Annotated in this window: 25 protein-coding genes; 16 read left to right on the top strand and 9 right to left on the bottom strand. The window is 37.3% G+C overall.

Annotation, left to right across the window (positions count from 1 at the left end; all coding sequences use genetic code 11):
- Positions 1–34 precede the first annotated feature (34 nt).
- Positions 35–745, bottom strand: coding sequence for a DUF4294 domain-containing protein (locus FCR2A7T_RS14250; protein WP_023572007.1), 711 nt, complete (start codon positions 743–745; stop codon positions 35–37).
- An 80-nt stretch (positions 746–825) separates the two neighbouring features.
- On the opposite strand from FCR2A7T_RS14250, the gene FCR2A7T_RS14245 reads away from it, so the two are divergent.
- From FCR2A7T_RS14245 to FCR2A7T_RS14225, 5 genes are all read left to right on the top strand, one after another.
- A complete protein-coding gene (locus tag FCR2A7T_RS14245) occupies positions 826–1,914 on the top strand; it encodes a M42 family metallopeptidase (RefSeq protein ID WP_023572006.1) in 1,089 nt (362 codons plus the stop codon).
- Between the two features lie 6 nt (positions 1,915–1,920).
- On the top strand, positions 1,921–2,346 hold the full coding sequence (locus FCR2A7T_RS14240; RefSeq protein ID WP_023572005.1) for a septal ring lytic transglycosylase RlpA family protein: 426 nt from the start codon (positions 1,921–1,923) through the stop codon (positions 2,344–2,346).
- Positions 2,346–4,298: a tetratricopeptide repeat-containing sensor histidine kinase gene (locus FCR2A7T_RS14235; protein WP_035118756.1), complete on the top strand. Its 1,953-nt coding sequence runs from the start codon at positions 2,346–2,348 to the stop codon at positions 4,296–4,298. The genes FCR2A7T_RS14240 and FCR2A7T_RS14235 overlap by 1 nt, the downstream gene beginning before the upstream one ends.
- A complete protein-coding gene (locus FCR2A7T_RS14230; protein ID WP_035118755.1) occupies positions 4,295–5,017 on the top strand; it encodes a LytR/AlgR family response regulator transcription factor in 723 nt (240 codons plus the stop codon). The genes FCR2A7T_RS14235 and FCR2A7T_RS14230 overlap by 4 nt, the downstream gene beginning before the upstream one ends.
- A gap of 108 nt (positions 5,018–5,125) precedes the next feature.
- Positions 5,126–6,463, top strand: a complete 1,338-nt coding sequence (locus FCR2A7T_RS14225; protein ID WP_023572002.1) for a hypothetical protein — start codon at positions 5,126–5,128, stop codon at positions 6,461–6,463.
- Positions 6,464–6,552: 89 nt separating this feature from the next.
- Here FCR2A7T_RS14225 and FCR2A7T_RS14220 read toward each other — a convergent pair whose 3' ends face one another.
- From FCR2A7T_RS14220 to FCR2A7T_RS14200, 5 genes are all read right to left on the bottom strand, one after another.
- Positions 6,553–6,939 carry an ankyrin repeat domain-containing protein gene (locus FCR2A7T_RS14220; RefSeq protein WP_035118785.1) on the bottom strand — a complete coding sequence of 129 codons (387 nt, stop codon included), beginning with the start codon at positions 6,937–6,939 and terminating at the stop codon, positions 6,553–6,555.
- A gap of 86 nt (positions 6,940–7,025) precedes the next feature.
- Positions 7,026–7,490 (bottom strand): hypothetical protein, encoded by a 465-nt coding sequence (locus tag FCR2A7T_RS14215; RefSeq protein ID WP_023572000.1) that lies wholly within the window; start codon positions 7,488–7,490, stop codon positions 7,026–7,028.
- Between the two features lie 259 nt (positions 7,491–7,749).
- Positions 7,750–8,697, bottom strand: coding sequence for a phosphoribosylaminoimidazolesuccinocarboxamide synthase (locus FCR2A7T_RS14210; protein ID WP_023571999.1), 948 nt, complete (start codon positions 8,695–8,697; stop codon positions 7,750–7,752).
- Positions 8,698–8,773: 76 nt separating this feature from the next.
- Positions 8,774–9,463, bottom strand: a complete 690-nt coding sequence (locus tag FCR2A7T_RS14205) for an SIMPL domain-containing protein (protein WP_023571998.1) — start codon at positions 9,461–9,463, stop codon at positions 8,774–8,776.
- A 50-nt stretch (positions 9,464–9,513) separates the two neighbouring features.
- On the bottom strand, positions 9,514–10,155 hold the full coding sequence (locus tag FCR2A7T_RS14200; RefSeq protein WP_023571997.1) for a rhomboid family intramembrane serine protease: 642 nt from the start codon (positions 10,153–10,155) through the stop codon (positions 9,514–9,516).
- A gap of 106 nt (positions 10,156–10,261) precedes the next feature.
- Between FCR2A7T_RS14200 and FCR2A7T_RS14195 the strand changes: the two genes are divergently transcribed.
- Positions 10,262–11,140 carry a lysophospholipid acyltransferase family protein gene (locus FCR2A7T_RS14195; protein ID WP_035118752.1) on the top strand — a complete coding sequence of 293 codons (879 nt, stop codon included), beginning with the start codon at positions 10,262–10,264 and terminating at the stop codon, positions 11,138–11,140.
- A 34-nt stretch (positions 11,141–11,174) separates the two neighbouring features.
- On the opposite strand, the gene FCR2A7T_RS14190 is transcribed toward FCR2A7T_RS14195, so the two are convergent.
- Positions 11,175–12,662 carry an aminotransferase class V-fold PLP-dependent enzyme gene (locus tag FCR2A7T_RS14190; protein WP_035118783.1) on the bottom strand — a complete coding sequence of 496 codons (1,488 nt, stop codon included), beginning with the start codon at positions 12,660–12,662 and terminating at the stop codon, positions 11,175–11,177.
- Positions 12,663–12,855: 193 nt separating this feature from the next.
- On the opposite strand from FCR2A7T_RS14190, the gene rlmH reads away from it, so the two are divergent.
- Positions 12,856–13,329: a 23S rRNA (pseudouridine(1915)-N(3))-methyltransferase RlmH gene (gene rlmH, locus FCR2A7T_RS14185; protein ID WP_023571994.1), complete on the top strand. Its 474-nt coding sequence runs from the start codon at positions 12,856–12,858 to the stop codon at positions 13,327–13,329.
- 72 nt (positions 13,330–13,401) lie between these two features.
- Here the strand turns inward: rlmH and FCR2A7T_RS14180 are convergent, their stop codons facing one another.
- Together FCR2A7T_RS14180 and folP are read right to left on the bottom strand one after the other, a co-directional pair.
- Entirely contained in the window at positions 13,402–14,046 is a 645-nt protein-coding gene (locus FCR2A7T_RS14180) for a hypothetical protein (RefSeq protein ID WP_051369571.1), read from the bottom strand.
- Positions 14,039–14,869, bottom strand: a complete 831-nt coding sequence (gene folP / locus FCR2A7T_RS14175; RefSeq protein ID WP_023571993.1) for a dihydropteroate synthase — start codon at positions 14,867–14,869, stop codon at positions 14,039–14,041. The genes FCR2A7T_RS14180 and folP overlap by 8 nt, the downstream gene beginning before the upstream one ends.
- 106 nt (positions 14,870–14,975) lie before the next feature.
- On the opposite strand from folP, the gene FCR2A7T_RS14170 reads away from it, so the two are divergent.
- From FCR2A7T_RS14170 to FCR2A7T_RS14130, 9 genes are all read left to right on the top strand, one after another.
- Positions 14,976–15,521, top strand: a complete 546-nt coding sequence (locus FCR2A7T_RS14170) for a DUF1599 domain-containing protein (RefSeq protein ID WP_023571992.1) — start codon at positions 14,976–14,978, stop codon at positions 15,519–15,521.
- Between the two features lie 6 nt (positions 15,522–15,527).
- On the top strand, positions 15,528–15,971 hold the full coding sequence (locus tag FCR2A7T_RS14165; protein ID WP_023571991.1) for a GNAT family N-acetyltransferase: 444 nt from the start codon (positions 15,528–15,530) through the stop codon (positions 15,969–15,971).
- A 1-nt stretch (position 15,972) separates the two neighbouring features.
- A complete protein-coding gene (locus FCR2A7T_RS14160) occupies positions 15,973–17,070 on the top strand; it encodes a BT_3928 family protein (protein ID WP_023571990.1) in 1,098 nt (365 codons plus the stop codon).
- 6 nt (positions 17,071–17,076) lie between these two features.
- Positions 17,077–17,586, top strand: coding sequence for a TlpA family protein disulfide reductase (locus FCR2A7T_RS14155; RefSeq protein ID WP_023571989.1), 510 nt, complete (start codon positions 17,077–17,079; stop codon positions 17,584–17,586).
- Positions 17,586–18,338, top strand: coding sequence for a triose-phosphate isomerase (tpiA, locus tag FCR2A7T_RS14150; protein ID WP_035118750.1), 753 nt, complete (start codon positions 17,586–17,588; stop codon positions 18,336–18,338). Before FCR2A7T_RS14155 ends, tpiA begins: the two co-directional genes overlap by 1 nt.
- A gap of 2 nt (positions 18,339–18,340) precedes the next feature.
- Positions 18,341–19,096, top strand: a complete 756-nt coding sequence (locus FCR2A7T_RS14145; RefSeq protein WP_023571987.1) for a Rossmann-like and DUF2520 domain-containing protein — start codon at positions 18,341–18,343, stop codon at positions 19,094–19,096.
- Positions 19,089–19,616 (top strand): KdsC family phosphatase, encoded by a 528-nt coding sequence (locus FCR2A7T_RS14140; protein ID WP_035118748.1) that lies wholly within the window; start codon positions 19,089–19,091, stop codon positions 19,614–19,616. The genes FCR2A7T_RS14145 and FCR2A7T_RS14140 overlap by 8 nt, the downstream gene beginning before the upstream one ends.
- An 84-nt stretch (positions 19,617–19,700) precedes the next feature.
- The gene (locus tag FCR2A7T_RS14135) at positions 19,701–20,624 is read left to right on the top strand and encodes a geranylgeranylglycerol-phosphate geranylgeranyltransferase (RefSeq protein WP_023571985.1); all 924 of its coding nucleotides are present in this window, start codon (positions 19,701–19,703) and stop codon (positions 20,622–20,624) included.
- Positions 20,617–21,201 (top strand): Maf-like protein, encoded by a 585-nt coding sequence (locus FCR2A7T_RS14130; RefSeq protein WP_035118744.1) that lies wholly within the window; start codon positions 20,617–20,619, stop codon positions 21,199–21,201. The genes FCR2A7T_RS14135 and FCR2A7T_RS14130 overlap by 8 nt, the downstream gene beginning before the upstream one ends.

Here is a 21,201-nt window from a genome sequence, read left to right as displayed (position 1 = left end):
AAAAGCCCGAAACTTTCGCTCCGGGCTTTAAATTTTATTTTTCTTCTTCCAATGCTTTTTCTTTCGCAGCTTTTTCTTCGCGCGCTTTACGGGATTTATTCAGTCTTTCTTTCCAGGTGGCGGAAAGTTCCGCCAAATCAATTGGCTTGGCAGGATCCTGACGTTGCAGTTTTCCTTCTTTGAAAGCTTTTATCAGCATCCCTTCAATATAAAAATCGTCCAATTCATTCATTGGGTCGTATTCTTCTTTTAAATTAATATCGAATAATCGAGCCGTATTATTGGACCAAAAGGCTTTCCAACCACTTTTCAAATCTTTAACCAGCTTAAATGTGGTTTCTCCGGTTTGACGATGAATTAACTTTACCAAAACCTGACCTTCTTTGCGGGAAAACTTTTTGAGGCGGTCTTCAAATTCGTTTTCCAGATAATTTTCTACAATTTTGAAGTATTTCTTTTTCTCCCGTTCTGTTTTAAGCTTAGCCATATTGGCATTAAGAATTTTCAGGTTCTCGGCCGCCAACTTTGCATAAGGATACACTTTAAACACTCTGCGTTGTATTTTTTTAATGCGCTCCATTTCTTCCATGTAGGCCTTATCTTTTCCGATAAACATTTCTTCCATTTGGGTTTTAAAAACCACAGAAGTATCCTGAACCTGAGTTCCGATAGTATCATTGGTAACCTGACTATATATATAGGAGTAAAAAAACAGAAAAATGCTCAAAAAAAGGTATCGCTTCATAGACTTAATTATTATATCAAAAATATACATTATACTAACAACTCTAATGCCAATTTATTATTTTAGCAAAAAAATATTTTATGGCAACGAAATCAATACTATCCAAATCATCCCTAACCTTCTTAGAGAATTATCTGAATAATGCTTCGCCAACAGGTTATGAGGAAAGCGGACAAAAACTTTGGATGGACTATTTAAAACCTTACGTGGATACATTTATCACGGATACCTATGGAAGTGCTGTGGGAGTTATCAATCCGGATGCGAAATATAAAGTAGTTATTGAAGGGCATGCCGATGAAATTTCATGGTATGTAAATTACATCACCGATGACGGATTAATCTACGTAATCCGTAATGGAGGTTCCGACCACCAAATTGCACCTTCGAAACGCGTGAACATTCATACTAAAAAAGGAATCGTGAAAGGTGTTTTCGGATGGCCGGCGATTCATACGCGTAATCGCGGTAAAGAAGAATCGGCAACCTTGCATAATATTTTCATTGATTGTGGTTGCTCCACCAAAGAAGAAGTGGAAAAATTAGGCGTTCATGTGGGTTGCGTAATTACGTATCCGGATGAATTCATGATTTTGAACAATGATAAATTCGTATGTCGCGCCATTGATAACCGTATGGGCGGATTCATGATTGCCGAAGTAGCGCGTTTATTGAAAGAAAACAAAAAGAAATTACCTTTCGGATTGTATATCGTGAATTCGGTTCAGGAAGAAATTGGCTTACGTGGTGCCGAAATGATCACGCACACCATAAAACCAAATGTTGCCATTGTAACCGATGTTTGCCACGACACCACTACTCCAATGATTGAAAAGAAAATTGAAGGCGATTTAAAAATGGGTAAAGGTCCGGTAATTGCTTATGCACCAGCGGTACAGAATAATCTACGCGAACTGATTGTAACAACAGCCGAAGAAAATAAAATTCCATTCCAGCGTCATGCGACTTCAAGAGCAACAGGTACCGATACCGATGCTTTTGCCTACAGTAACGGCGGCGTAGCGTCGGCATTGATTTCCCTTCCGTTGCGTTATATGCATACGACTGTGGAAATGGTTCACAAAGAAGATGTGGAAAACGTAATCAAACTGATTTACGAAAGTTTGCTTAAAATTGAAAACAACGAAACGTTCTCGTATTTCAAATAAAAATCAATGAAGTTATTTTCATATAAAACAGCAGCGCTTTTACTTTTATCGTTTACTTTTCTAATGAACAGTTGCGGCTCTTCGGGATCTAAAATCAGAACCACGAGTCATTCAAAATCATCTGAAAAAGGAAAACTGTATAAAAGTAAAGGCGTTGCTTCCTACTATCACGACAAATTCAACGGAAGAAAAACAGCCAGCGGGGCGCGTTTTGACAATTCCGGTTATACCGCTGCGCATCGTGAGTTGGCTTTCGGAACAAAAGTGCGGGTGACCAATCTGGCAAATGATAAATCGGTTGTCGTTACCATCAATGATCGCGGCCCTTTTTCCAGAGGAAGAGAAATTGATTTGACCAAAAAAGCCTTCATGGAAATAGCCGATAAAACGTCCCACGGAGAACTTTCGGTAAAAATTGAACTCTTAGATTAATGTCGTTTTCACTTAAAAACATATTCTCCCTCCTACTTTTTTTCCAATTATGCGTCGGAAACGGGCAAACCGCCGACAAAATTAAAACCGCTTATCAAACCAAAAACGGTATCGATAAAGTTGCTTTTTATGAAAAGCTGAATCTGAACCAAAAAAGAGCGTATCGGGATTTTTTCTATCTGAATTTCCCAAAACTTTCATCTGACGAGCAAATCAAATCCAACAAAAAGGCAATCATTCGCTACAAATTCGCATTGGCAGAAGTCTATAATATTAAGGAAGACGAATTGAAATCGATTGAGGTTTTAAAGGAAATCCAAAATGATAAAGACTACAAGCTTTCCGACTCGGAAAATATGAATGTGCTCGTAGGATTGCAAAAATCGTATCTGAACCTGAATTTGTATTCTACCGTTTTCAAAATTAATGCTGAAATAGCACAACTTCGTAAAAAAGGGGCTTCCTTTCCTTTGTGGAGTTACAACATCAAAAGCAATTTATACGCGCGGTTGTTTTTGTATGATAAAGCGATTCCGCAGTTAAAATCGGAAATAGCCGAATTAATCAAGAATCCAAAACGAGATTCCTTGATCGTTCCGTCTGCTTATAACGATTTAGGATTTTATTATGCGATGAACAACCAGATTGACAGCGCTTATCACTACTACACTTTAGCATTACAGAAAGCCGAAACTGCTATTAAAAAATCGGATTTTGAAACGTACAACAGATTATCCGGTGTGGTAAAGGGAAATATTGCCGTTTTAAAAATAAGACAAAACGACTATAAAACCGCGGTTTCCTTACTTGAAGAAGATGCCGCCATCGGAATTAAAAACAACGACAATAACAGCGGAACCATTAAAAGCATCATTTTACTTTCCGGATGTAACATTCATCTGAAAAATTATGTCGAAGCGCAGAAAAACATAGCTAAAATAGAAGAATTGATGCCGAAAGGAATTTCTCCTGAAACTAAAGTTGGCTATTACAAAGCAAAAGCTGAATTATTAAAATTTCAGAACAATAAGGACGAAGCCTATGCCTATTATGAAAAGGCTTTTCGTTTAAGTGATTCGATAAATTCTGTAAAACAACGCCTTTTGCTGGCCGGAAACGACATTTTGTACCAATTGGAACAAAAAGACAATGTGATTGAAAAACAGCAGTCGGATATCGACCGGAAAGAAAAAGGGATTCTATACATTGTTGCCATGGCGTTGGGTATAATTCTGATCACCACTTTATATTATCTGCGCAATTCCAGAAAAAAACGAAAAGAAATCGAACAGAAAAACAATCTGATTTCGGCAAAAAACGATACGATTAAAGAATCCTTAGCCGAAAAAGAAATGCTGCTGAAAGAAATCCATCATCGGGTAAAAAACAATCTGCAGATTATTTCCGGAATTTTAGAACTTCAGAATCTTAACATCAGTGATGAAAATGCTAAAATCATTCTGAAAGAAGGCCAAGCCCGAATTCAGTCGATTGCTTTGATTCATAAAACATTGTACCAATCGGAGAATTTCAGTAAAGTACCTTTTCAAAGTTATCTAACGGAATTGGTTCAGGCGATTCAGGATACGTATAGAAACGCACAACTGAAAATCGACACAATTATTAACGCCAATGCGATTGAACTCAGCATCAATACTGCTATCCCGTTAAGTCTGATTATCAATGAAATCGTTACGAATTGCTTTAAACATGCTTTTATCGGACGAAATCACGGAACCATTACCATCAATCTTTCTAAGGAAGATGCAATATACAAACTTACGATTCACGATAACGGAAACGGACTTCCGGCTGATTTCAACCCGAAAACATTACATTCCATTGGTTTTGATCTGATTCAGGGTTTATCGCGACAACTGGAAGGAACTTTCGATTGGAAAAACGAAAACGGCACAACAATTACCATTATTTTTAAAGACACTATATCATGAACCATCCGCTGAACATATTGGTTGTGGAAGACGAATACATTACCCAGAAAACAATTTCGGTTTTACTCACGGAAATGGGTTATAATGTGGTTGGTACAGCGATGAATGCCGAAGAAGCTATTGCTATCCTTACTGAAAATAAGGTAGAATTTGCTTTATTGGACATTACCATTCAGGGAGAAAAAGACGGTATTTGGCTGGCCCATTACATTACGGAAAATTACAGCATTCCGCATGTTTTCTTAACGGCGTATTCGGATGATATTACCATCAAAAATGCGATTGCTACTAATCCTTATGGGTATCTGATTAAACCGTTTCAGAAAGCGGAGTTGTTTTCATCAATTGAAATCGCTTTGTTAAACTTCAACAAACAAAATAAAAAAATAAATACCGGAAGTGATTTTATCTATATCAAACACAATGAAGTTTTTGAAAAGGTAACTTTAGACAGTATCAGTTATGTGGAAAGTCAGAAAAACTATTTGTTTATCATGACCGATGAAAAAGACTATCGTTTTAGATGCACGATTACCGAATTCATCACGAAACTTCCTGAGAATTTTATTAAAACTCATAAAGGATTCATTGTTAACATAAATAAAATTCAGGGTTTCAATTCCAACTTTATTTCTGTCGGGACTGTAAAAATTCCTATTTCAAAAACCCATAAAGAAGAAGTTTTGCAATTACTAAACAGCTCAAAAACAAAGCCTTAATTTTTTTTCATTGTTTATCCCAAAAAAACATTAGTCTATCCCTAAAATTTTCAACCCAATTTTGTTTTTCTAATTTTTGTTGCGTTAATCTAACTACAACAAAGCGTTATGAAAAAGTTATTACTATTATTGCTTTTTCCTTTTTCTGTTTCAGCTCAAGTAGGAATCGGAACCACAACTCCAAATTCCAGTTCAATCCTTGATGTAACCGCTACAGATAAAGGTCTATTGATCCCCCGAATCTCTATACCAAACCTAAACGCTGCTGCCCCAGTTACCACTCCTGCTACGAGTCTGATGGTTTACAATACCAATGCGACTACCGGCGTGGGTTACTACTACTGGGACGGAACCAAATGGACACCTTTTGCCGGAGGAACCAACTATTGGACTAAAGTCGGCAATGATATTTACAACAACAATACAGCCAATGTTGGCGTGGGAACTACTACCCCAACCAATAAACTGCATATTGAAAATATCGGCGCCCCCGGAAGTTTGTTAAATCAAAATTTCGAAACCAATGCTATTGTGCCACTTTCAACAGGCGGAAGTGCAAACTGGGCAACACAAAGTACCGTTAAAAATGCCGGAACCTATGCGGCAAAATCAGGAACCATTGCGGACAGCCAGACTACACAGATGTCGCATACCGTTGTAGTTCCTGCGGGAGGTGCCACATTGAGTTTTTATTATAATGTGAGTAGTGAAAACGGGTATGATTACCTGAAATTTTATATTGACGGTGTAATGCAAAACCAATGGTCCGGAACAATCGGATGGACACAACAAACCTATTTACTAGCTGCCGGTTCAAGAACTTTGAAATGGGAATACAGTAAAGACAGTTCTGCCAGTTCGGGTTCGGATGCTGCTTATATCGATGATATAACAATTGTTACAGCAGCTCCGGCAGCCATACGAATTGTAGACGGAAATCAGGGATTAGGAAAAGCATTGGTTTCAGATGCTAACGGAAATGCAACTTGGCAACAACTTACGGCAAGTAATGTTTCCATTCCGGATTTGGTTGTTGTACAGGATATGACAATTCCGGTTTGTAGTTCCAGTCCGGTAGGAACAACCGGCTCTTTCACCACAACTGTAAAAGGTGTAAGCACTACTGTTACCTGGACCGTTTTGCAAAGAGTTACAACTGCAGGTTCTACAGCATCAATAAGTGGAAGTACTGTTTTATTAGCACCGGCAAAACCCGAAAAATTACAGATCCGCTATGATTTTTCACCTCAATTACCTTTTGCGCCATCCGGTTTGATATTTGCACCTTACAATAACAGTTCTTATCCCGACACTTTTAACATCAATTATTCCAATAAATCACAAACTTCAATTACCACCAATATTGTTCGTACAGATGCTCTTGGTGATACTTCAGCGACTTGCTGGATGGGACAATTTTATTTCGATATCATCCTGATAAACTAGAACAACTAAATACCACAACTAATCTACTTAATTTTAAACAAAAAAGCCGAGCATTTTGCCCGGCTTTTTTATAACTAACCCACCTAAACTTATTTTTTGGAAGCCGCTTTAATAACTTCTGCAACTTGGGTTGCTTTTCCGCCCTCTGCAAGTTTCAATGCCGTGAAACCGTTGTTGTCTTTTGCTGAAATGTCGGCGCCTTTTTCAATTAAAAATTTTGCTATTTCAGCATTGTTGTAACGTGCGGCATACATTAATGGTGTCATTCCGTTTTTTGATTCGTTAACATCCATACCGTATTCAACAAATTTCTTCACTGTGGCAAGATCTCCTTTACTGATGGCAACAAAAAGAGGTGTTACATCAAATTTTGCAATGGCAACATTTTTTGAAGTTGACGTTTCAACATTCGAAGCTAAAGCAACATTTGTAGCTGCTAATAAAGCTAAACCTAATAAACTGATTGTTTTTTTCATGATGATGATTGATTTTTTCCGCGACGCTCCATTTTTTTGATTGCGCAACGGGTTGATTAATGATTAAAATTGAACTTGATTATAAATTATGATTTACTTGATTTTTTTATCGCGTATAAGGGAATCTCATTAAATACCGGGCTTTCAATAATCTGACGGTCTTCCATAATGATTTCCTCTGTAGTTTTTTCCGTGTAAACCGGACCTTGTACAGAAATGATACTTAATCTAATTTGCTCGTCTTCTTCAGAAGTGGTTTCTGTAACTTCATTTGGTAGATCACTTTCAATAATCTGATTGTTTTCCGCAATGATTTCCTCCATGGTTTTTTGATACGGATTTACAACTATCTCGTCCGAAATAACACTTGAAGTATCTCCACCCCCACCAGTACTGTTTTTACCTATTGTGGCATCGGTATTTTCAATTGATTGAATGTTTTGAGTCAGACTAAGGTTTTCATTGTTGAATGATTGCTGACAATTTAAGGCTGAAATAACATTGCTAAACAGTATCACAGCGATTCCTAAATAAATGATTGATTTTTTCATGATGATTGATGATTTGATTTTTTCCGCTGCGCTCCGATTAATTAATTTTTCTTAATATCAAATGCCTCGGGTGATGATTGATTTATTGAATAGACGCTTTCAAATTAATTTCGTTACTCGGTTTTATGCATTATAACATACTTTTAACAATTCAATACCGATAAACGATTTTTTCGACCGTTAACAGATGTTTTACTCACCACAAAGAACAAAAAAACCACGCTGAGCGTGGTTAGTATATTTTTACTATTGGGTTATCTTATTTATTCAGAAAAGCCAATACATTTTTTTCAATACGTTCGTTAATATTGGAAATGTCAGCCTTTACAAACTTCTCGCCCAAAATATTTTCAAACAATTCTATATAACGTTCTGAAACGGTTTCAATGTATTCATCGGTCATATTAGGAATTTGTTGCTCTTCTTTTCCTTGGAAACCGTTTTCGATTAACCAACGTCGAACAAATTCTTTCGACAATTGTTTTTGATCTTCTCCTTTGTCTTGTCTTTCCTGATAGCCTTCTGCATAGAAATAACGGGAAGAATCCGGCGTATGAATTTCGTCAATCAAAACGATTTTTCCGTCTTTGGTTTTTCCGAATTCGTATTTCGTATCCACTAAAATCAGTCCACGGGAAGCAGCAATTTCGGTTCCTCTTTGGAATAACGCTCTTGTATAATTTTCTAAAACGATATAATCTTCTTCGGAAACAATGCCTTTTGCCAAAATGTCTTCACGGGAAATGTCCTCATCATGCTCACCATTATCCGCTTTTGTCGAAGGCGTTATGATGGGCATCGGAAATTTATCGTTTTCTTTCAAACCTTCCGGCATGGTTACACCGCACAAGGTTCTTTTTCCCAAAGCATATTCACGAGCCGCATGACCTGATAAATACCCACGAATGACCATTTCTACTTTGAAAGGCTGACACAAATGTCCAACCGCAACGTTAGGATCCGGAGTAGCAATCAACCAGTTCGGAACGATATCTTCCGTTAATTGCATGAATCTAGTGGCAATTTGATTCAGAATCTGACCTTTGTATGGAATTCCTTTTGGCATTACCACATCAAAAGCAGATAATCTGTCGGTAGCTACCATTACCAAAAGTTCATCGTTGATATTATATACTTCTCTTACTTTACCGTGATATACGGATTTCTGACCCGGAAAATTAAAATTGGTCGTTGTAATTGTGTTCATTATTGTTGTGTTGTTGTTGAGTGGTGCAAATGTAATTCGATTCTGAGTGTCAAACAAAAGAATCTAAATAAATTTATTACTCAATTGCAAAGTTAATGGTAACATTCGCTACAACTTCAATTTCACCAATCGCTAAAGTTTCTCTGGACAATCCACCGGCATCCGATTCCATTTTCATCGCGGCATACATTGGTCTTGGGTAATTAGTCATTGAATTATCGGAAACCAACAACGCTTTCCCCACTTTTTGATTTAACGCCAATGCATAATCCGCTGCTTTTGCTTTAGCATTCTGAACTGCTTTAATCCTTGCTTCCGATTCGTATTGCGCTACTTTAGACGATTTAAAATCAACACCCTGAATCACGTTTGCTCCCGAATCTACCAATCCCATCATCAACTCGTCATATTTTGTAAGATCCTTAAGTTGGATTACAATATTTTGAGAAGCGGTAAAAGTGTTTTTCTTCTTTTGATAATCGTATGATTTGTACAATGAAACGCGCTGTGTCTGATAATCCGAGGCAGAAAGTTTCATTTTTTTGATGTATTTGATGATGGCATCAATCGCTTCATCATTTTTCTTTTTCACATCGGCGGCTTCACTACCGGTATTCTCAACGCCAACGGTAATAACCGCCTGATCCGGAGTTACTTTTATTTTTCCTTCACCGGAAACTACAATTTGTGGTACGGTTTTCATTTCTTGTGCGTTTGACAATGTTGTGATAAATAAGGTTACTGCAATTAAAAGAATCTTTTTCATATCGTATATATTAAGTTTTCCATTACAAATCAAAAGCAATGCCAAAATCCTTACAACTTACCCATTTTGGATAAAACAAATAGGATTATAATTGGAATTAGCAACAAAACCACCATTAACGTATTGTCTGTAACCATATTAGGAGCTTTCGCAATAGTAATAACATATCCGCCAATAGCTCCGCCAAAATGGGCCGTGTGGCCGATATTATCATTTTTAGCCTTTATTCCGTAAATCGAATACAACAAATAACCGATACCAAAAAGATAAGCCGGAATAGGAATCGGAATAAAAAACAGGTACAAACTCATATTCGGCTGCAGCAAAATAGCAGCATACAGAACTCCGGTTACAGCTCCAGAAGCGCCAATGGCACGATAATGATAATCATTTTTATGAAAATAGAGCGTAAACAAACTGCCGGCTATCAAGCTTCCTGCATAGATTATAAGAAAAGAAAGCGAGTCGAAATAACCAATTACCACCGGTGCAAAGAAATACAAGGTAAGCATATTGAAAAACAAATGTCCGATATCCGCGTGTAAAAATGCCGATGTAATCATCCTAATATGTTCTCCGGCCCGAATACTACCTATATGAAATTCGTACTTTCTGAAAAACGATTCGTCGCCAAAACCTTTAAAACTTGTAATAACGGTAATCGCAATAATAAATAATAAAACCAGGCTCATACATTTGAATTTTCTTATTGTAAAATTAACCAATGTTTCTTTATGGAATGTTAATTTAATCGAAGAATAATCAGTTTAAAAAGTATATTTGTAAAAACTTAAATTGATGCAGTTACTCGTATTTTTATTAGTATACCCTCTTTTATGGTGTATTTCAATGCTTCCCTTTCGGTTATTATATTTCGTTTCAGACTGTATCTATGTCCTGGTGTATTATATAATAGGTTACAGAAAAAAAGTGGTGCGTTCCAATATTAAATTAACGTTACCACATCTGTCTGAAAATGAACGACTGGCAATTGAAATAAAATTCTACAAGCACATGTGCGACATGTTTCTGGAAATGATTAAAACGCTGAACATTTCGGAAAAAGAAATGAAAAAGCGGTTCATCTTTACCAATGTAAAACTGGTTCTTGAACTCGAAAAGAAAAATAAAAGCATTGTCCTGATGTGTGCACATTATGCAAGTTGGGAATGGATGATTATTCTGGGAAAATACATTAATTTTAAAGGATTTGGAATTTATAAACGCATCCGAAACCCTTATTTTGACAAATTGGTAAGAGATATCCGTTCCAAATTCGATGCTACGTTAATTGATACTAAAACTACTATCAAAACTGTGAATGAAAATCAGGAAAAAGGGATTATGGGCATTTACGGCTTTGTAAGCGATCAGACACCAGTTCCTTATAAAACACATTATTGGCAAAATTTTATGGGGCATGAAGTACCCGTTCACACTGGCGGGGAAATGCTGGCAAAAAAAACCGACATGAATGTTTTGTATCTTAAAGTTGAAAAATTAAAACGCGGTCATTATCAAGCCACTTTTATACCTTTGGGGGAAAATGTAACCAACATTCCAAACTATGATATTTCCAGAGATTTTCTGAAAGAAGTGGAGAAACAAATTTATGCTGCACCGGAATATTATTTTTGGACACACAAACGGTGGAAATTTCGTCGTGATAAAGAATAAAAAAAAGCTCAGAAAATTTACTGAGCTTTTTTTATTATAATTTAAACCAATTGGCTACCATCGCTTTTTCCTGATGTAATGCGTTCTTGTGTACAAACTCATTGGAATTTTTATTGTATTCGTAGTCTTTTGCCCAATCCGTGTGATTTTCAGCCAAAGCTTTAATACTGTCGCAAACGTATTCGATTTCCGCCGAAGTAGTTGTAGGGTGAATCGACATTCTGATCCATCCCGGTTTTTCAATCAAATCACCGGAAGTGATTTTATCAGTTAGATAATGTGATGTTTCCTGATCCACATGCAACAGATAATGACCATACGTTCCGGCACAACTGCATCCGCCACGGGTTTGGATTCCGAATCGGTCGTTTAAGATTTTCACACCAAGGTTAAAATGTAAATCGTTGATATAAAACGAAATCACTCCCAACCTGTCCTGATGCTGTCCCGCTAAAATATTGATATTAGGAACATTCCCTAAACGTTCAAAAACATACTCTACAATTTCGTGTTCGCGTTTCAGAATATTGTCGATGCCCATTTGCTCTTTCAACTGAATGGCCAAAGCGGTTTTAATTACCTGAAGAAACCCCGGTGTTCCGCCATCTTCACGCTCTTCAATATTGTCCAGATATTTGTGCTCTCCCCAAGGGTTGGTCCAGCTTACCGTTCCTCCTCCCGGATGATCGGGCACCATATTTTTATATAATTTTTTATTGAAAACCAAAACTCCCGAAGTACCGGGACCGCCAAGAAATTTGTGTGGTGAGAGGAAAATAGCATCCAGATACCCTTCCGGATTGTCTGCCGGATGCATGTCGATTTTTACATACGGACCCGAACAAGCAAAATCAACAAAACATACACCATTATATTGGTGAATCAGCTTGGCTACTTCATGATAAGGCGTTCTGATTCCCGTTACATTCGAACAAGCGGTTATTGAGGCTATTTTTAAGGTACAATCTTTGTATTTTTCCAATAAAGCTTTGAAACTGTTCAGACAAATTAAACCTTTTTCACAGGCCGGAATCACTTCTACCTTTGCAATCGTTTCCAACCATGAGGTTTGATTCGAATGATGCTCCATGTGCGAAATGAAAACCACCGGCTTTTTTTCTTCAGGAATCTGCGTGTATTTCTGAAGATTTTCAGGCACTTTCAGTCCTAAAATACGTTGAAATTTATTGATTACACCTGTCATTCCTGTTCCGTCAACAATCAAAACATCGTTTTCATTACTGTTTACATGGTGTTTGATAATGTGACGCGCTTCATGATAGGCCATCGTCATTGCCGTTCCGGAAATCGTAGTTTCGGTATGGGTATTGGCCACAAACGGTCCGAATTCATTCATCAGTTTTTCTTCGATGGGACGGTATAAACGGCCTGAAGCGGTCCAATCCGTGTAAATGATTTTCTTTCTTCCGAAAGGCGAATCAAATTCCTGATCAATTCCGATGATGTTTTTTCTGAATTGCTGAAAATACTGCTCCAGCTGTGTTGTTTGTGTTGTAATCATTTCAAAAGCATTTGCGGTCAAAGATACATTTTTTTGATTATTTGAGGTTTTGCATGCGAATGGTTTTGAAAACAAAACTAAAACTTTAACATATCTTACTGATTTTATGATAAATACAATACAAATTCTGCTGCATTTAAGATTCCAAACCATAATCTAAAAATCTGTTATCTTTGCTTTTTAATCCGAACTCATGAATATCAAACTCCTCGCCATCGGTAAAACCGACAACAAAGCGCTGCAAACTTTAATAGACGATTACACTAAGCGTCTGTCTTTTTACATTAAGTTTGAATTGGAGATTATTCCGGATATCAAAAACGTAAAAAACCTGTCGGAAGCCCAACAAAAAGAAAAAGAAGGCGAACTGATTCTGGCAAAACTTTCCGCTACCGACCAATTGATTTTACTGGATGAAAATGGTAAAACGTTCTCTAGTGTAGGTTTTTCCGAAGAATTGCAGAAAAAAATGAATTCCGGCGTAAAAACCTTGGTCTTCGTCATTGGCGGCCCTTATGGTTTCAGCGAAGAAGTGTACAAAAAAGCGCAGGGAAAAATTTCGCTTTCGCTGATGACGTTCTCCCATCAGATGGTACGATTGTTTTTTATCGAACAACTTTATCGCGGATTTACAATTTTACGCAACGAGCCGTATCATCATCAGTAAGCAGTTGGCAGATTGCAGACGGCAGATTGCAGAAGGCAGATTACAGAAAACTGTCAACTATTATACTGACAACTAAAACACATATTCAGTTCCGTCAAAAATCAGATTAGGAAACGATAATTTGGTAAAGAGGATTTTATCCGACATATATTCGCCAAAAGAAAGGTTTTTATCAAAAATAAAGCAGACTTTCAGCTTTTTATCTTTAAAATTGGTTACGATATAGTTATTCAATTCTTTTTCCGATATCGGAACAGCGTTACAGATCATCTTGTTGTTTTTGTCAAACCGGATTACCAGTGTTTCCGGCGATTTAGTATCCGAATAATTTTTCAGAACATACTTCACATGCGTAAACGGAAGAAACGCTAAATTCTTTCCGATACTGTCGGCATACGAATAGAAATTATCTTTCGGAAGATCTTCATCGCTTTTCTTTTTAATCTTTTTCTCCTGAAGTTTTATAATATCGGGAAGAATGGTTTTCAACGGCAAACGTTTGTCGATATTAAAAACCCAATTGGTAGTGGTAATTATTGCATTTTTATTGATTTCAGCCAACGTATCTTTATTTTCGGTTTTAAAGAAAAAATCGATTTTTGAAATATCGGAAACTGTTTTCACAACCGTAACATCAGTTTTCGGCAACAGGATTTCTTTTTTTTCTCCGCAGGAAAACAATACCAAAACGGTAAAAAGCGACAGTAATTTATTCATGATTTTGCAATTTTTTAAATAATGTAACACATTCCACGGCTTCTTGCACATCGTGAACGCGAAGAATTTTAGCACCTTTCATCAACGAAATCGTATTCAGAAAAGTCGTTCCGTTCAAAGCTTCCTCTGGATTGTTCTCCAAAACTTTATAAATCATCGATTTTCTTGAAATTGCCGATAACAAAGGTAATTCCAACATTTGAAAAAGCTCCAGTTTTTGCAAAACTTCATAATTCTGTTCAATGGTTTTGGCAAATCCGAATCCTGGATCGATAATAATATCGTTAATACCCAGACTTCTTGCGGCGGCAATGCGTTTGGAAAAATAGAAAATCATTTCCTTTACAATATCCTCGTAATCCGTAAGCGTGGTCATCGTTTGCGGTGTTCCACGCATGTGCATCATGATGTAAGGCACTTTTTCATCTGCAATCACCTGAAGCATTTTGTCGTCCAATAATCCGGCGGAAATATCATTAATAATTGCGGCACCATTGTCAATCGCCACTTTAGCCACTTCTGCCCGAAAAGTATCAATGGACAATATGATTTCAGGAAACTTTTTTACAAGCAGCGCCACAATCGGTGTCAATCGTTTAATTTCTTGTTCTTCTGAAACAAAAACGGCATTTGGTCGTGATGAATACGCGCCAACATCAATAAACGATGCGCCTTCGGAAAGCATTTTCTCAGTCTGATTCAGGAAATCGGCATCGGATTTGTATTTTCCGCCGTCAAAAAAAGAATCGGGAGTGATATTAAGAATCCCCATTACTTTCGGGGAAGATAAATCGACTAATTCGCCTTTACAGTTGATGGTCATTGGAACAATGGCTGTTTTTATTAATTGTACTTTACGGTTCGTGTTTTTTTGAACTTCAAGCTTTATTCTTTACATTTGAAAATTCTAGAACAAAGATAACCAGAAAATGAGTAACACCTCACAGGAATTTGATAAAGTAATCGCCATTTGCCGCGATTTATACAGCAAAAAAATGAAGGATTACGGTAGTGCATGGCGCATTTTACGCCTTCCGTCCCTTACCGATCAGATTTTTATAAAAGCCCAACGCATCCGCAGTTTACAGGAAAATGAAGTTCGCAAAATAGACGAAGACGAAACCGGAGAATTTATCGGAATCATCAATTATTCGATTATGGCGCTGATACAGTTGGATTTGGGCGTAGTGGACCAACCGGATTTGGATTGGGAAACGGCGGTTCGTTTATACGATGAAAAAGTGGCGATTACCAAAGCACTGATGGAAGCCAAAAATCACGATTACGGCGAAGCCTGGCGCGACATGAGAGTGAGTTCGCTGACCGATTTGATTCTGCAAAAACTTTTACGCGTGAAACAAATCGAAGACAATAAAGGAAAAACATTGGTTTCTGAAGGCATTGATGCCAATTATCAGGATATGATTAATTATTCTGTTTTTGCATTGATTTTGATGGGATTCAGTAAAAAATAACTCCAGATGCTATTCAGAGAGGCCAAAATTGAGGATATCAGACAAATTCAAATTGTAAGGAATTCGGTTAAAGAGAACACATTATCCAATCCGGATTTAGTTTCCGATAAAGATTGCGAAATATTTTTATTCGAAAGAGGAAAAGGCTGGGTTTGCGAAACTGAAAACCAAATTGTTGGGTTTGCCATTGCCGATTTGAAAGACGATAATATCTGGGCGCTTTTCATCCATCCCGATTTTGAAAAACAGGGAATCGGAAAAAAACTGCATGACATTATGCTGGATTGGTATTTTAAACAATCTAAAGATAAAGTTTGGTTAGGAACCGCCTTCAATACAAGAGCCGAGCAGTTTTACCGAAAAGCAGGCTGGAAAGAAACCGGCTTACACGGAACGAAAGAAATTAAATTTGAAATGACCAGTAACGACTGGCTAAACCATAACAAATAATATGAAATATTTAGTACACCTGTCAAGAATCATTGTTGGGATTTTATTCATTATTTCGGGATTAATCAAACTTAATGATCCCATCGGATTTTCCTTTAAACTGGAAGAATATTTTTCGGAAGGCGTTCTGAACATTCCTTTTTTAGTGCCTTTTGCATTGGCAATTGCCGTTTTTGTAGTTGTTTTTGAAGTTGTTTTAGGCGTTGCTTTGCTACTTGGTTTTAAACCAAAATGGACCGTATGGAGTTTATTACTGATGATTGTATTCTTCACGTTTCTGACGTTCTATTCGGCTTATTTCAATAAAGTTACCGATTGCGGATGTTTCGGAGATGCGCTGAAATTAACGCCTTGGGAATCGTTCACCAAAGATGTTATCCTGTTGTTTTTCATATTGATTTTATTTTTCAACCAAAAGAAAATCAACCCGTTGCTAAAATCAATGCCGAATGCATTAACTGTATTTGTGGCGTATTCTCTTTGTCTTTTTATGGGTTATTGGGTATTAAACCATTTGCCTTTAAAGGATTTCAGAGCTTATAAAATCGGAACCAACATTCAAAAAGGTATGGAATTTCCAAAAGATGCTCCACGTTCAGTTTACGAGATGAATTTCGTTTACAAAGTGGGCGGAAAAGAACAAAATTTCGGAGAAAAAGATTTGATGAGTTTACCAGCCGGAGCAGAATTTGTACGCCGTGAGGATAAATTAATCAGCCAAGGCTACGTTCCTCCCATCCACGATTTTACAATTGAGCTGGACGGACAGGATTTTACCGAAGAAATGCTTAACGCTCCAAAAGTGATAATGCTGATTTCCTACGATTTGAAAAAAGCAAAATCGGAAGGTTTAGCCAAGCTTGAAGCGTTCTCTCAAAAAGCACAGAAAAAAGGCTATAAAGTGCTTGGAATGACGGCTTCTCCTATTGAAGATATTGCGAAATTCCGCCAGGAAAACGGCATTACTTTCGATTACTATTTCTGTGATGCCACAACGTTAAAAACTATTGAAAGAGCCAATCCGAGTATCGTAGTGCTCCACAAAGGAACAATTGTTGATAAGAAACATTGGAATGATATTGAGGATGTTAAATTGTAATTAATCATGAAGAAAATATTTTTACTTGTAGTTTCCGCACTTGCTGTATTTGCAATCTATTCGTATACCGACAGACAGGACGATAAGGCTTTCAAAAAAGAAGCGTTGGAAAACCAAATGACAGCTTTAGACGGAAGCTCCGTTGCGTTCAAAGATATCCTGAAAAAATACAAAGGAAAAACCGTAGTAATCGATGTTTGGGCTTCCTGGTGTTCGGATTGTATCAAAGGTATGCCGAAAGTAAAAGCACTTCAAACACAATTTCCGGATGCTACGTACTTGTTCCTTTCAATGGATAAAACTCAGGAAAACTGGAAAAAAGGCATTGAAAAATATGATGTCAACGGCGAACATTACATGGCAACTGACGGCATGAAAGGCATCTTCGGAAAATCTATTAATCTGAACTGGATTCCGCGTTACATGGTAGTGGACAAAAAAGGAAAAATTGCCCTTTTCAGAGCGATTGAAGCCGATGACACCAAACTGATTGAGACACTAAAAACTTTAAAATAATGAGACATAATATTGTAGCCGGAAACTGGAAAATGAATAAAAATGCCGGAGAAACCACTCAGTTACTGGCAGCTATTTTAAACCAGCTTCCCTCCGGAAAAGAGGTAGAAGTAATCGTTGCTCCTTCGTTTGTAAACTTATCACAAGCGGTTCATATTCTGGAACATACCAACATTGGTGTTGCCGCACAAAACATGCATCAGGCAGAAGGCGGTGCGTTCACAGGTGAAGTTTCTGCCGACATGCTGACTTCTATCGGAGTACATAATGTAATTATCGGTCATTCCGAAAGACGCGCGTATTTCAAAGAAAACGATGCGCTTTTAGCAAATAAAGTTGACACCGCTTTAAAACACGAAATGCGTGTTATTTTCTGCATCGGAGAAGAGCTAAAAGACCGTCAGGACAAACAACATTTCAATGTCGTTGAAAATCAGTTACGCGACGGATTGTTTCATCTGGAAGCCAATGCCTGGGTAAACATCGTACTGGCTTACGAACCCGTTTGGGCTATCGGAACCGGAGAAACTGCTTCACCGGAACAAGCGCAGGAAATGCACAAATTCATTCGTGAAACCATTCAGCATCATTACGGAAGCCCCGTAGCCGAAAACGTTTCCATTTTATATGGAGGAAGTGTAAAACCCGACAATGCCAAAGAAATTTTCTCTAAACCGGATGTTGACGGCGGATTGATTGGTGGCGCTGCTTTAAAAGCGGAGGATTTTATTGCGATAGTTGACGCAGTTTAAATATGATTAGCATTAATATCATCGGTTCGGGAAATGTTGCACAGCATTTGATTTCGGTTTTTCAACAAACGGAAACTATTGTTTTGCAACAGGTTTTTTCACGTAAAAGGGAAAACATAAATCATTTGGTTTCCGATGATACGATTGTTACACACTATTCTGATTTAAAACCCGCGGATATTACCATTATTTCAGTAACAGATGATGTTATTGCCGAAGTTTCCAACCAACTTCCGTTTGAAAATCAATTGGTGGTTCACACTTCGGGAAGCGTTGGTTTAGATGCTTTACATGCTAAAAACCGAAAAGGTGTCTTCTATCCGCTACAAACGTTTTCCAAATCAAAATCGGTTAATTTCAGAGAAGTTCCGCTGTGTTTGGAAACCGAAAACGAATCCGATTATTTGGTATTGGAAACAGCTGCAAAATCCATTTCGGATAAGGTTTTTAAAATCAGTTCCGAACAAAGGCAAAGCTTACATGTTGCTGCCGTTTTTTCGTGCAATTTCGTGAATCATCTGTACCAATTGGGAAAAGAAATCTGTGATGAAAATCAGGTTCCATTTGAAATTCTGTTGCCGTTAATTCAGGAAACTGCCGATAAAATCAAAACGCTTTCCCCAATGGAAGCACAAACCGGTCCGGCAAAACGCAACGACCAGAAAACAATAGAAAAACACTTGTCTTTCTTAGACGATAAAAATAAAAAAGCAATTTATCAATTGTTAACCCAATCCATACAAAAATACAATGGCTAAAAGTTATAAAGAGATTATGAACGACATCACCACGTTTATTTTTGACGTTGATGGCGTACTGACCGACGGAACCGTACACATAACCCCAACCGGAGAAATGCTTCGCGAAATGAACATTCGTGACGGCTATGCCATGAAGGCGGCGGTTGAAAATGGTTATACCGTTTGTATTATTTCCGGTGGAAGCAACGAAGGCGTGCGTGTTCGATTGCGAAATCTGGGCATTACCGATATTCATTTAGGCGTTCCCAACAAAGTGGATACGTTTAAAGAATTCACCGACATCTATAACATCAAACCCGAACAGGTTTTGTACATGGGTGACGATATTCCGGATTATCATGTGATGCAATTGGTGGGGTTACCAACCTGCCCACAAGATGCTGTTCCCGAAATTAAAAACATTGCCAATTATATTTCCCACCGCAATGGCGGAAAAGGCGCTGTTCGTGATGTTATCGAACAAGTTATGAAAGTGCAGGGCAAATGGATGGAGCACTTTGATGCGAAATTTGATTAAATTGCAGCAGATCAAAAACCAATAAATTAGATGATTAGAAATTCCGAAAAATTCGGAGTAAAAAATACTGAACACTGAATAAATATGAATTTTTTAAAACTAATACGTTACCAAAACCTGTTAATGCTCGCTTTAATGCAGCTTGTTTTTCACTTTGTATTCTTTAAAAATCAGCCGGAATTGGAACTTGCCTTATCCGATGTTGAATTTATCCTATTGGTAATTGCGACAGTTTGCATTGCAGCCGGCGGTTATGTGATTAACAACATCATGGATCAGGAAACCGATGATTTTTCAAAACCCGAAAACGTAATTGTTGGCAAACACATTTCGGAAGGAATGGCTTACAATATTTATGTAGCATTCAACATTATTGGTGTCGGAATTGGTTTTTACCTTTCCAATATCATTCAAAAACCTATGTTTTCTGCGGTTTTCATTGTTGTTGCCGGAACCTTGTATATGTATGCAACAAGTCTGAAGCAAAATCTTTTAATCGGTAACATCATTGTGGCTCTTTTACTGTCATTCAGCGTCGTTATTATTGGAATTTTCGACTTATATCCTATTACTCAGGAAAGCAATCAGCTGCAAATGGCAACGCTTTTTAGCATCCTTTTGGATTATGCGCTATTTGCCTTCATGATTAATTTTATCCGTGAAATTGTAAAAGACATTGAAGATATGGATGGCGATTACAATTCGGGAATGAGTACGCTTCCCATCGTTTTAGGTAAAGAAAGAACTGCTAAAATAGCATTCGGATTAACATTCATTCCTATCGCACTTCTGATTTATTACATGAATGAAAACCTGATGGAAGTACAACTGGTAATTGTTTATTTACTGCTTTTCGTATTGGCACCACTACTCTATTTTTTAATCAAAATCTGGAATGCCAAAACAAAAAAAGATTTTAAACATCTAAGTTTAGTTTTAAAATTGGTGTTGCTATTCGGAATTCTTTCTGTCGTTGCAATTACCTTAAACATTAAATTCAATGCTTAGAGAAAAACTTAAAAAATACAACATTATTTTAGCCTCGGGTTCACCGCGACGTCAGCAGTTTTTCAAAGATTTGGATTTGGATTTTGAAATCCGATTAAAAGAAGTCGAGGAAATCTATTCCGATGCTTTAAAAGCGGAAGAAATCACCAATTATTTAGCCGAACTGAAAGCCAATGAATTTTTAGGCGAACTTTCAGATAATGATATTTTGGTTACCAGCGACACCATTGTTTGGCATGAAAACAAAGCGTTGGGCAAACCGAAAGATTACAATGATGCTTTTCAAATGCTGCAATCGCTTTCCGGTAAAACGCATGAAGTAATTACGTCTGTTTGCATCAGAACCAAAGATAAAACCGATACTTTTTTTGAAGTTACCAAAGTTACATTCAATACACTTTCAAACGAAGCAATCACCTATTATTTAGACAATTACAAACCGTTCGACAAAGCCGGTTCTTACGGAATTCAGGAGTGGATCGGACTTGTGGCCATTTCCAGAATTGACGGTTCCTATGCCAATGTTGTTGGATTACCGGTAGATAAAGTTTATCAACATTTGCTTACATTTGTATAG

It is taken from the genome of Flavobacterium cauense R2A-7 (assembly GCF_000498475.1).
Taxonomy (GTDB): Bacteria; Bacteroidota; Bacteroidia; order Flavobacteriales; family Flavobacteriaceae; genus Flavobacterium; species Flavobacterium cauense.
Note: the sequence above shows the minus strand (reverse complement) of the source record. Positions and strands in the feature narration are given on the sequence as shown.

What these genes read in the sequence shown, in the direction of transcription:
- tpiA (WP_035118750.1), top strand. Translation starts at nt 17,586, where the DNA reads ATGAGACATAATATTGTAGCCGGAAACTGGAAAATGAATAAAAATGCC.
- FCR2A7T_RS14235 (WP_035118756.1), top strand. Translation starts at nt 2,346, where the DNA reads ATGTCGTTTTCACTTAAAAACATATTCTCCCTCCTACTTTTTTTCCAA.
- FCR2A7T_RS14160 (WP_023571990.1), top strand. Translation starts at nt 15,973, where the DNA reads ATGAAATATTTAGTACACCTGTCAAGAATCATTGTTGGGATTTTATTC.
- FCR2A7T_RS14130 (WP_035118744.1), top strand. Translation starts at nt 20,617, where the DNA reads ATGCTTAGAGAAAAACTTAAAAAATACAACATTATTTTAGCCTCGGGT.
- FCR2A7T_RS14230 (WP_035118755.1), top strand. Translation starts at nt 4,295, where the DNA reads ATGAACCATCCGCTGAACATATTGGTTGTGGAAGACGAATACATTACC.
- FCR2A7T_RS14250 (WP_023572007.1), bottom strand. Translation starts at nt 745, where the DNA reads ATGAAGCGATACCTTTTTTTGAGCATTTTTCTGTTTTTTTACTCCTAT.
- FCR2A7T_RS14215 (WP_023572000.1), bottom strand. Translation starts at nt 7,490, where the DNA reads ATGAAAAAATCAATCATTTATTTAGGAATCGCTGTGATACTGTTTAGC.
- FCR2A7T_RS14165 (WP_023571991.1), top strand. Translation starts at nt 15,528, where the DNA reads ATGCTATTCAGAGAGGCCAAAATTGAGGATATCAGACAAATTCAAATT.
- FCR2A7T_RS14210 (WP_023571999.1), bottom strand. Translation starts at nt 8,697, where the DNA reads ATGAACACAATTACAACGACCAATTTTAATTTTCCGGGTCAGAAATCC.
- FCR2A7T_RS14220 (WP_035118785.1), bottom strand. Translation starts at nt 6,939, where the DNA reads ATGAAAAAAACAATCAGTTTATTAGGTTTAGCTTTATTAGCAGCTACA.
- FCR2A7T_RS14225 (WP_023572002.1), top strand. Translation starts at nt 5,126, where the DNA reads ATGAAAAAGTTATTACTATTATTGCTTTTTCCTTTTTCTGTTTCAGCT.
- FCR2A7T_RS14170 (WP_023571992.1), top strand. Translation starts at nt 14,976, where the DNA reads ATGAGTAACACCTCACAGGAATTTGATAAAGTAATCGCCATTTGCCGC.
- FCR2A7T_RS14180 (WP_051369571.1), bottom strand. Translation starts at nt 14,046, where the DNA reads ATGAATAAATTACTGTCGCTTTTTACCGTTTTGGTATTGTTTTCCTGC.
- rlmH (WP_023571994.1), top strand. Translation starts at nt 12,856, where the DNA reads ATGAATATCAAACTCCTCGCCATCGGTAAAACCGACAACAAAGCGCTG.
- folP (WP_023571993.1), bottom strand. Translation starts at nt 14,869, where the DNA reads ATGACCATCAACTGTAAAGGCGAATTAGTCGATTTATCTTCCCCGAAA.
- FCR2A7T_RS14135 (WP_023571985.1), top strand. Translation starts at nt 19,701, where the DNA reads ATGAATTTTTTAAAACTAATACGTTACCAAAACCTGTTAATGCTCGCT.
- FCR2A7T_RS14140 (WP_035118748.1), top strand. Translation starts at nt 19,089, where the DNA reads ATGGCTAAAAGTTATAAAGAGATTATGAACGACATCACCACGTTTATT.
- FCR2A7T_RS14205 (WP_023571998.1), bottom strand. Translation starts at nt 9,463, where the DNA reads ATGAAAAAGATTCTTTTAATTGCAGTAACCTTATTTATCACAACATTG.
- FCR2A7T_RS14190 (WP_035118783.1), bottom strand. Translation starts at nt 12,662, where the DNA reads ATGATTACAACACAAACAACACAGCTGGAGCAGTATTTTCAGCAATTC.
- FCR2A7T_RS14240 (WP_023572005.1), top strand. Translation starts at nt 1,921, where the DNA reads ATGAAGTTATTTTCATATAAAACAGCAGCGCTTTTACTTTTATCGTTT.
- FCR2A7T_RS14200 (WP_023571997.1), bottom strand. Translation starts at nt 10,155, where the DNA reads ATGAGCCTGGTTTTATTATTTATTATTGCGATTACCGTTATTACAAGT.
- FCR2A7T_RS14195 (WP_035118752.1), top strand. Translation starts at nt 10,262, where the DNA reads ATGCAGTTACTCGTATTTTTATTAGTATACCCTCTTTTATGGTGTATT.
- FCR2A7T_RS14155 (WP_023571989.1), top strand. Translation starts at nt 17,077, where the DNA reads ATGAAGAAAATATTTTTACTTGTAGTTTCCGCACTTGCTGTATTTGCA.
- FCR2A7T_RS14145 (WP_023571987.1), top strand. Translation starts at nt 18,341, where the DNA reads ATGATTAGCATTAATATCATCGGTTCGGGAAATGTTGCACAGCATTTG.
- FCR2A7T_RS14245 (WP_023572006.1), top strand. Translation starts at nt 826, where the DNA reads ATGGCAACGAAATCAATACTATCCAAATCATCCCTAACCTTCTTAGAG.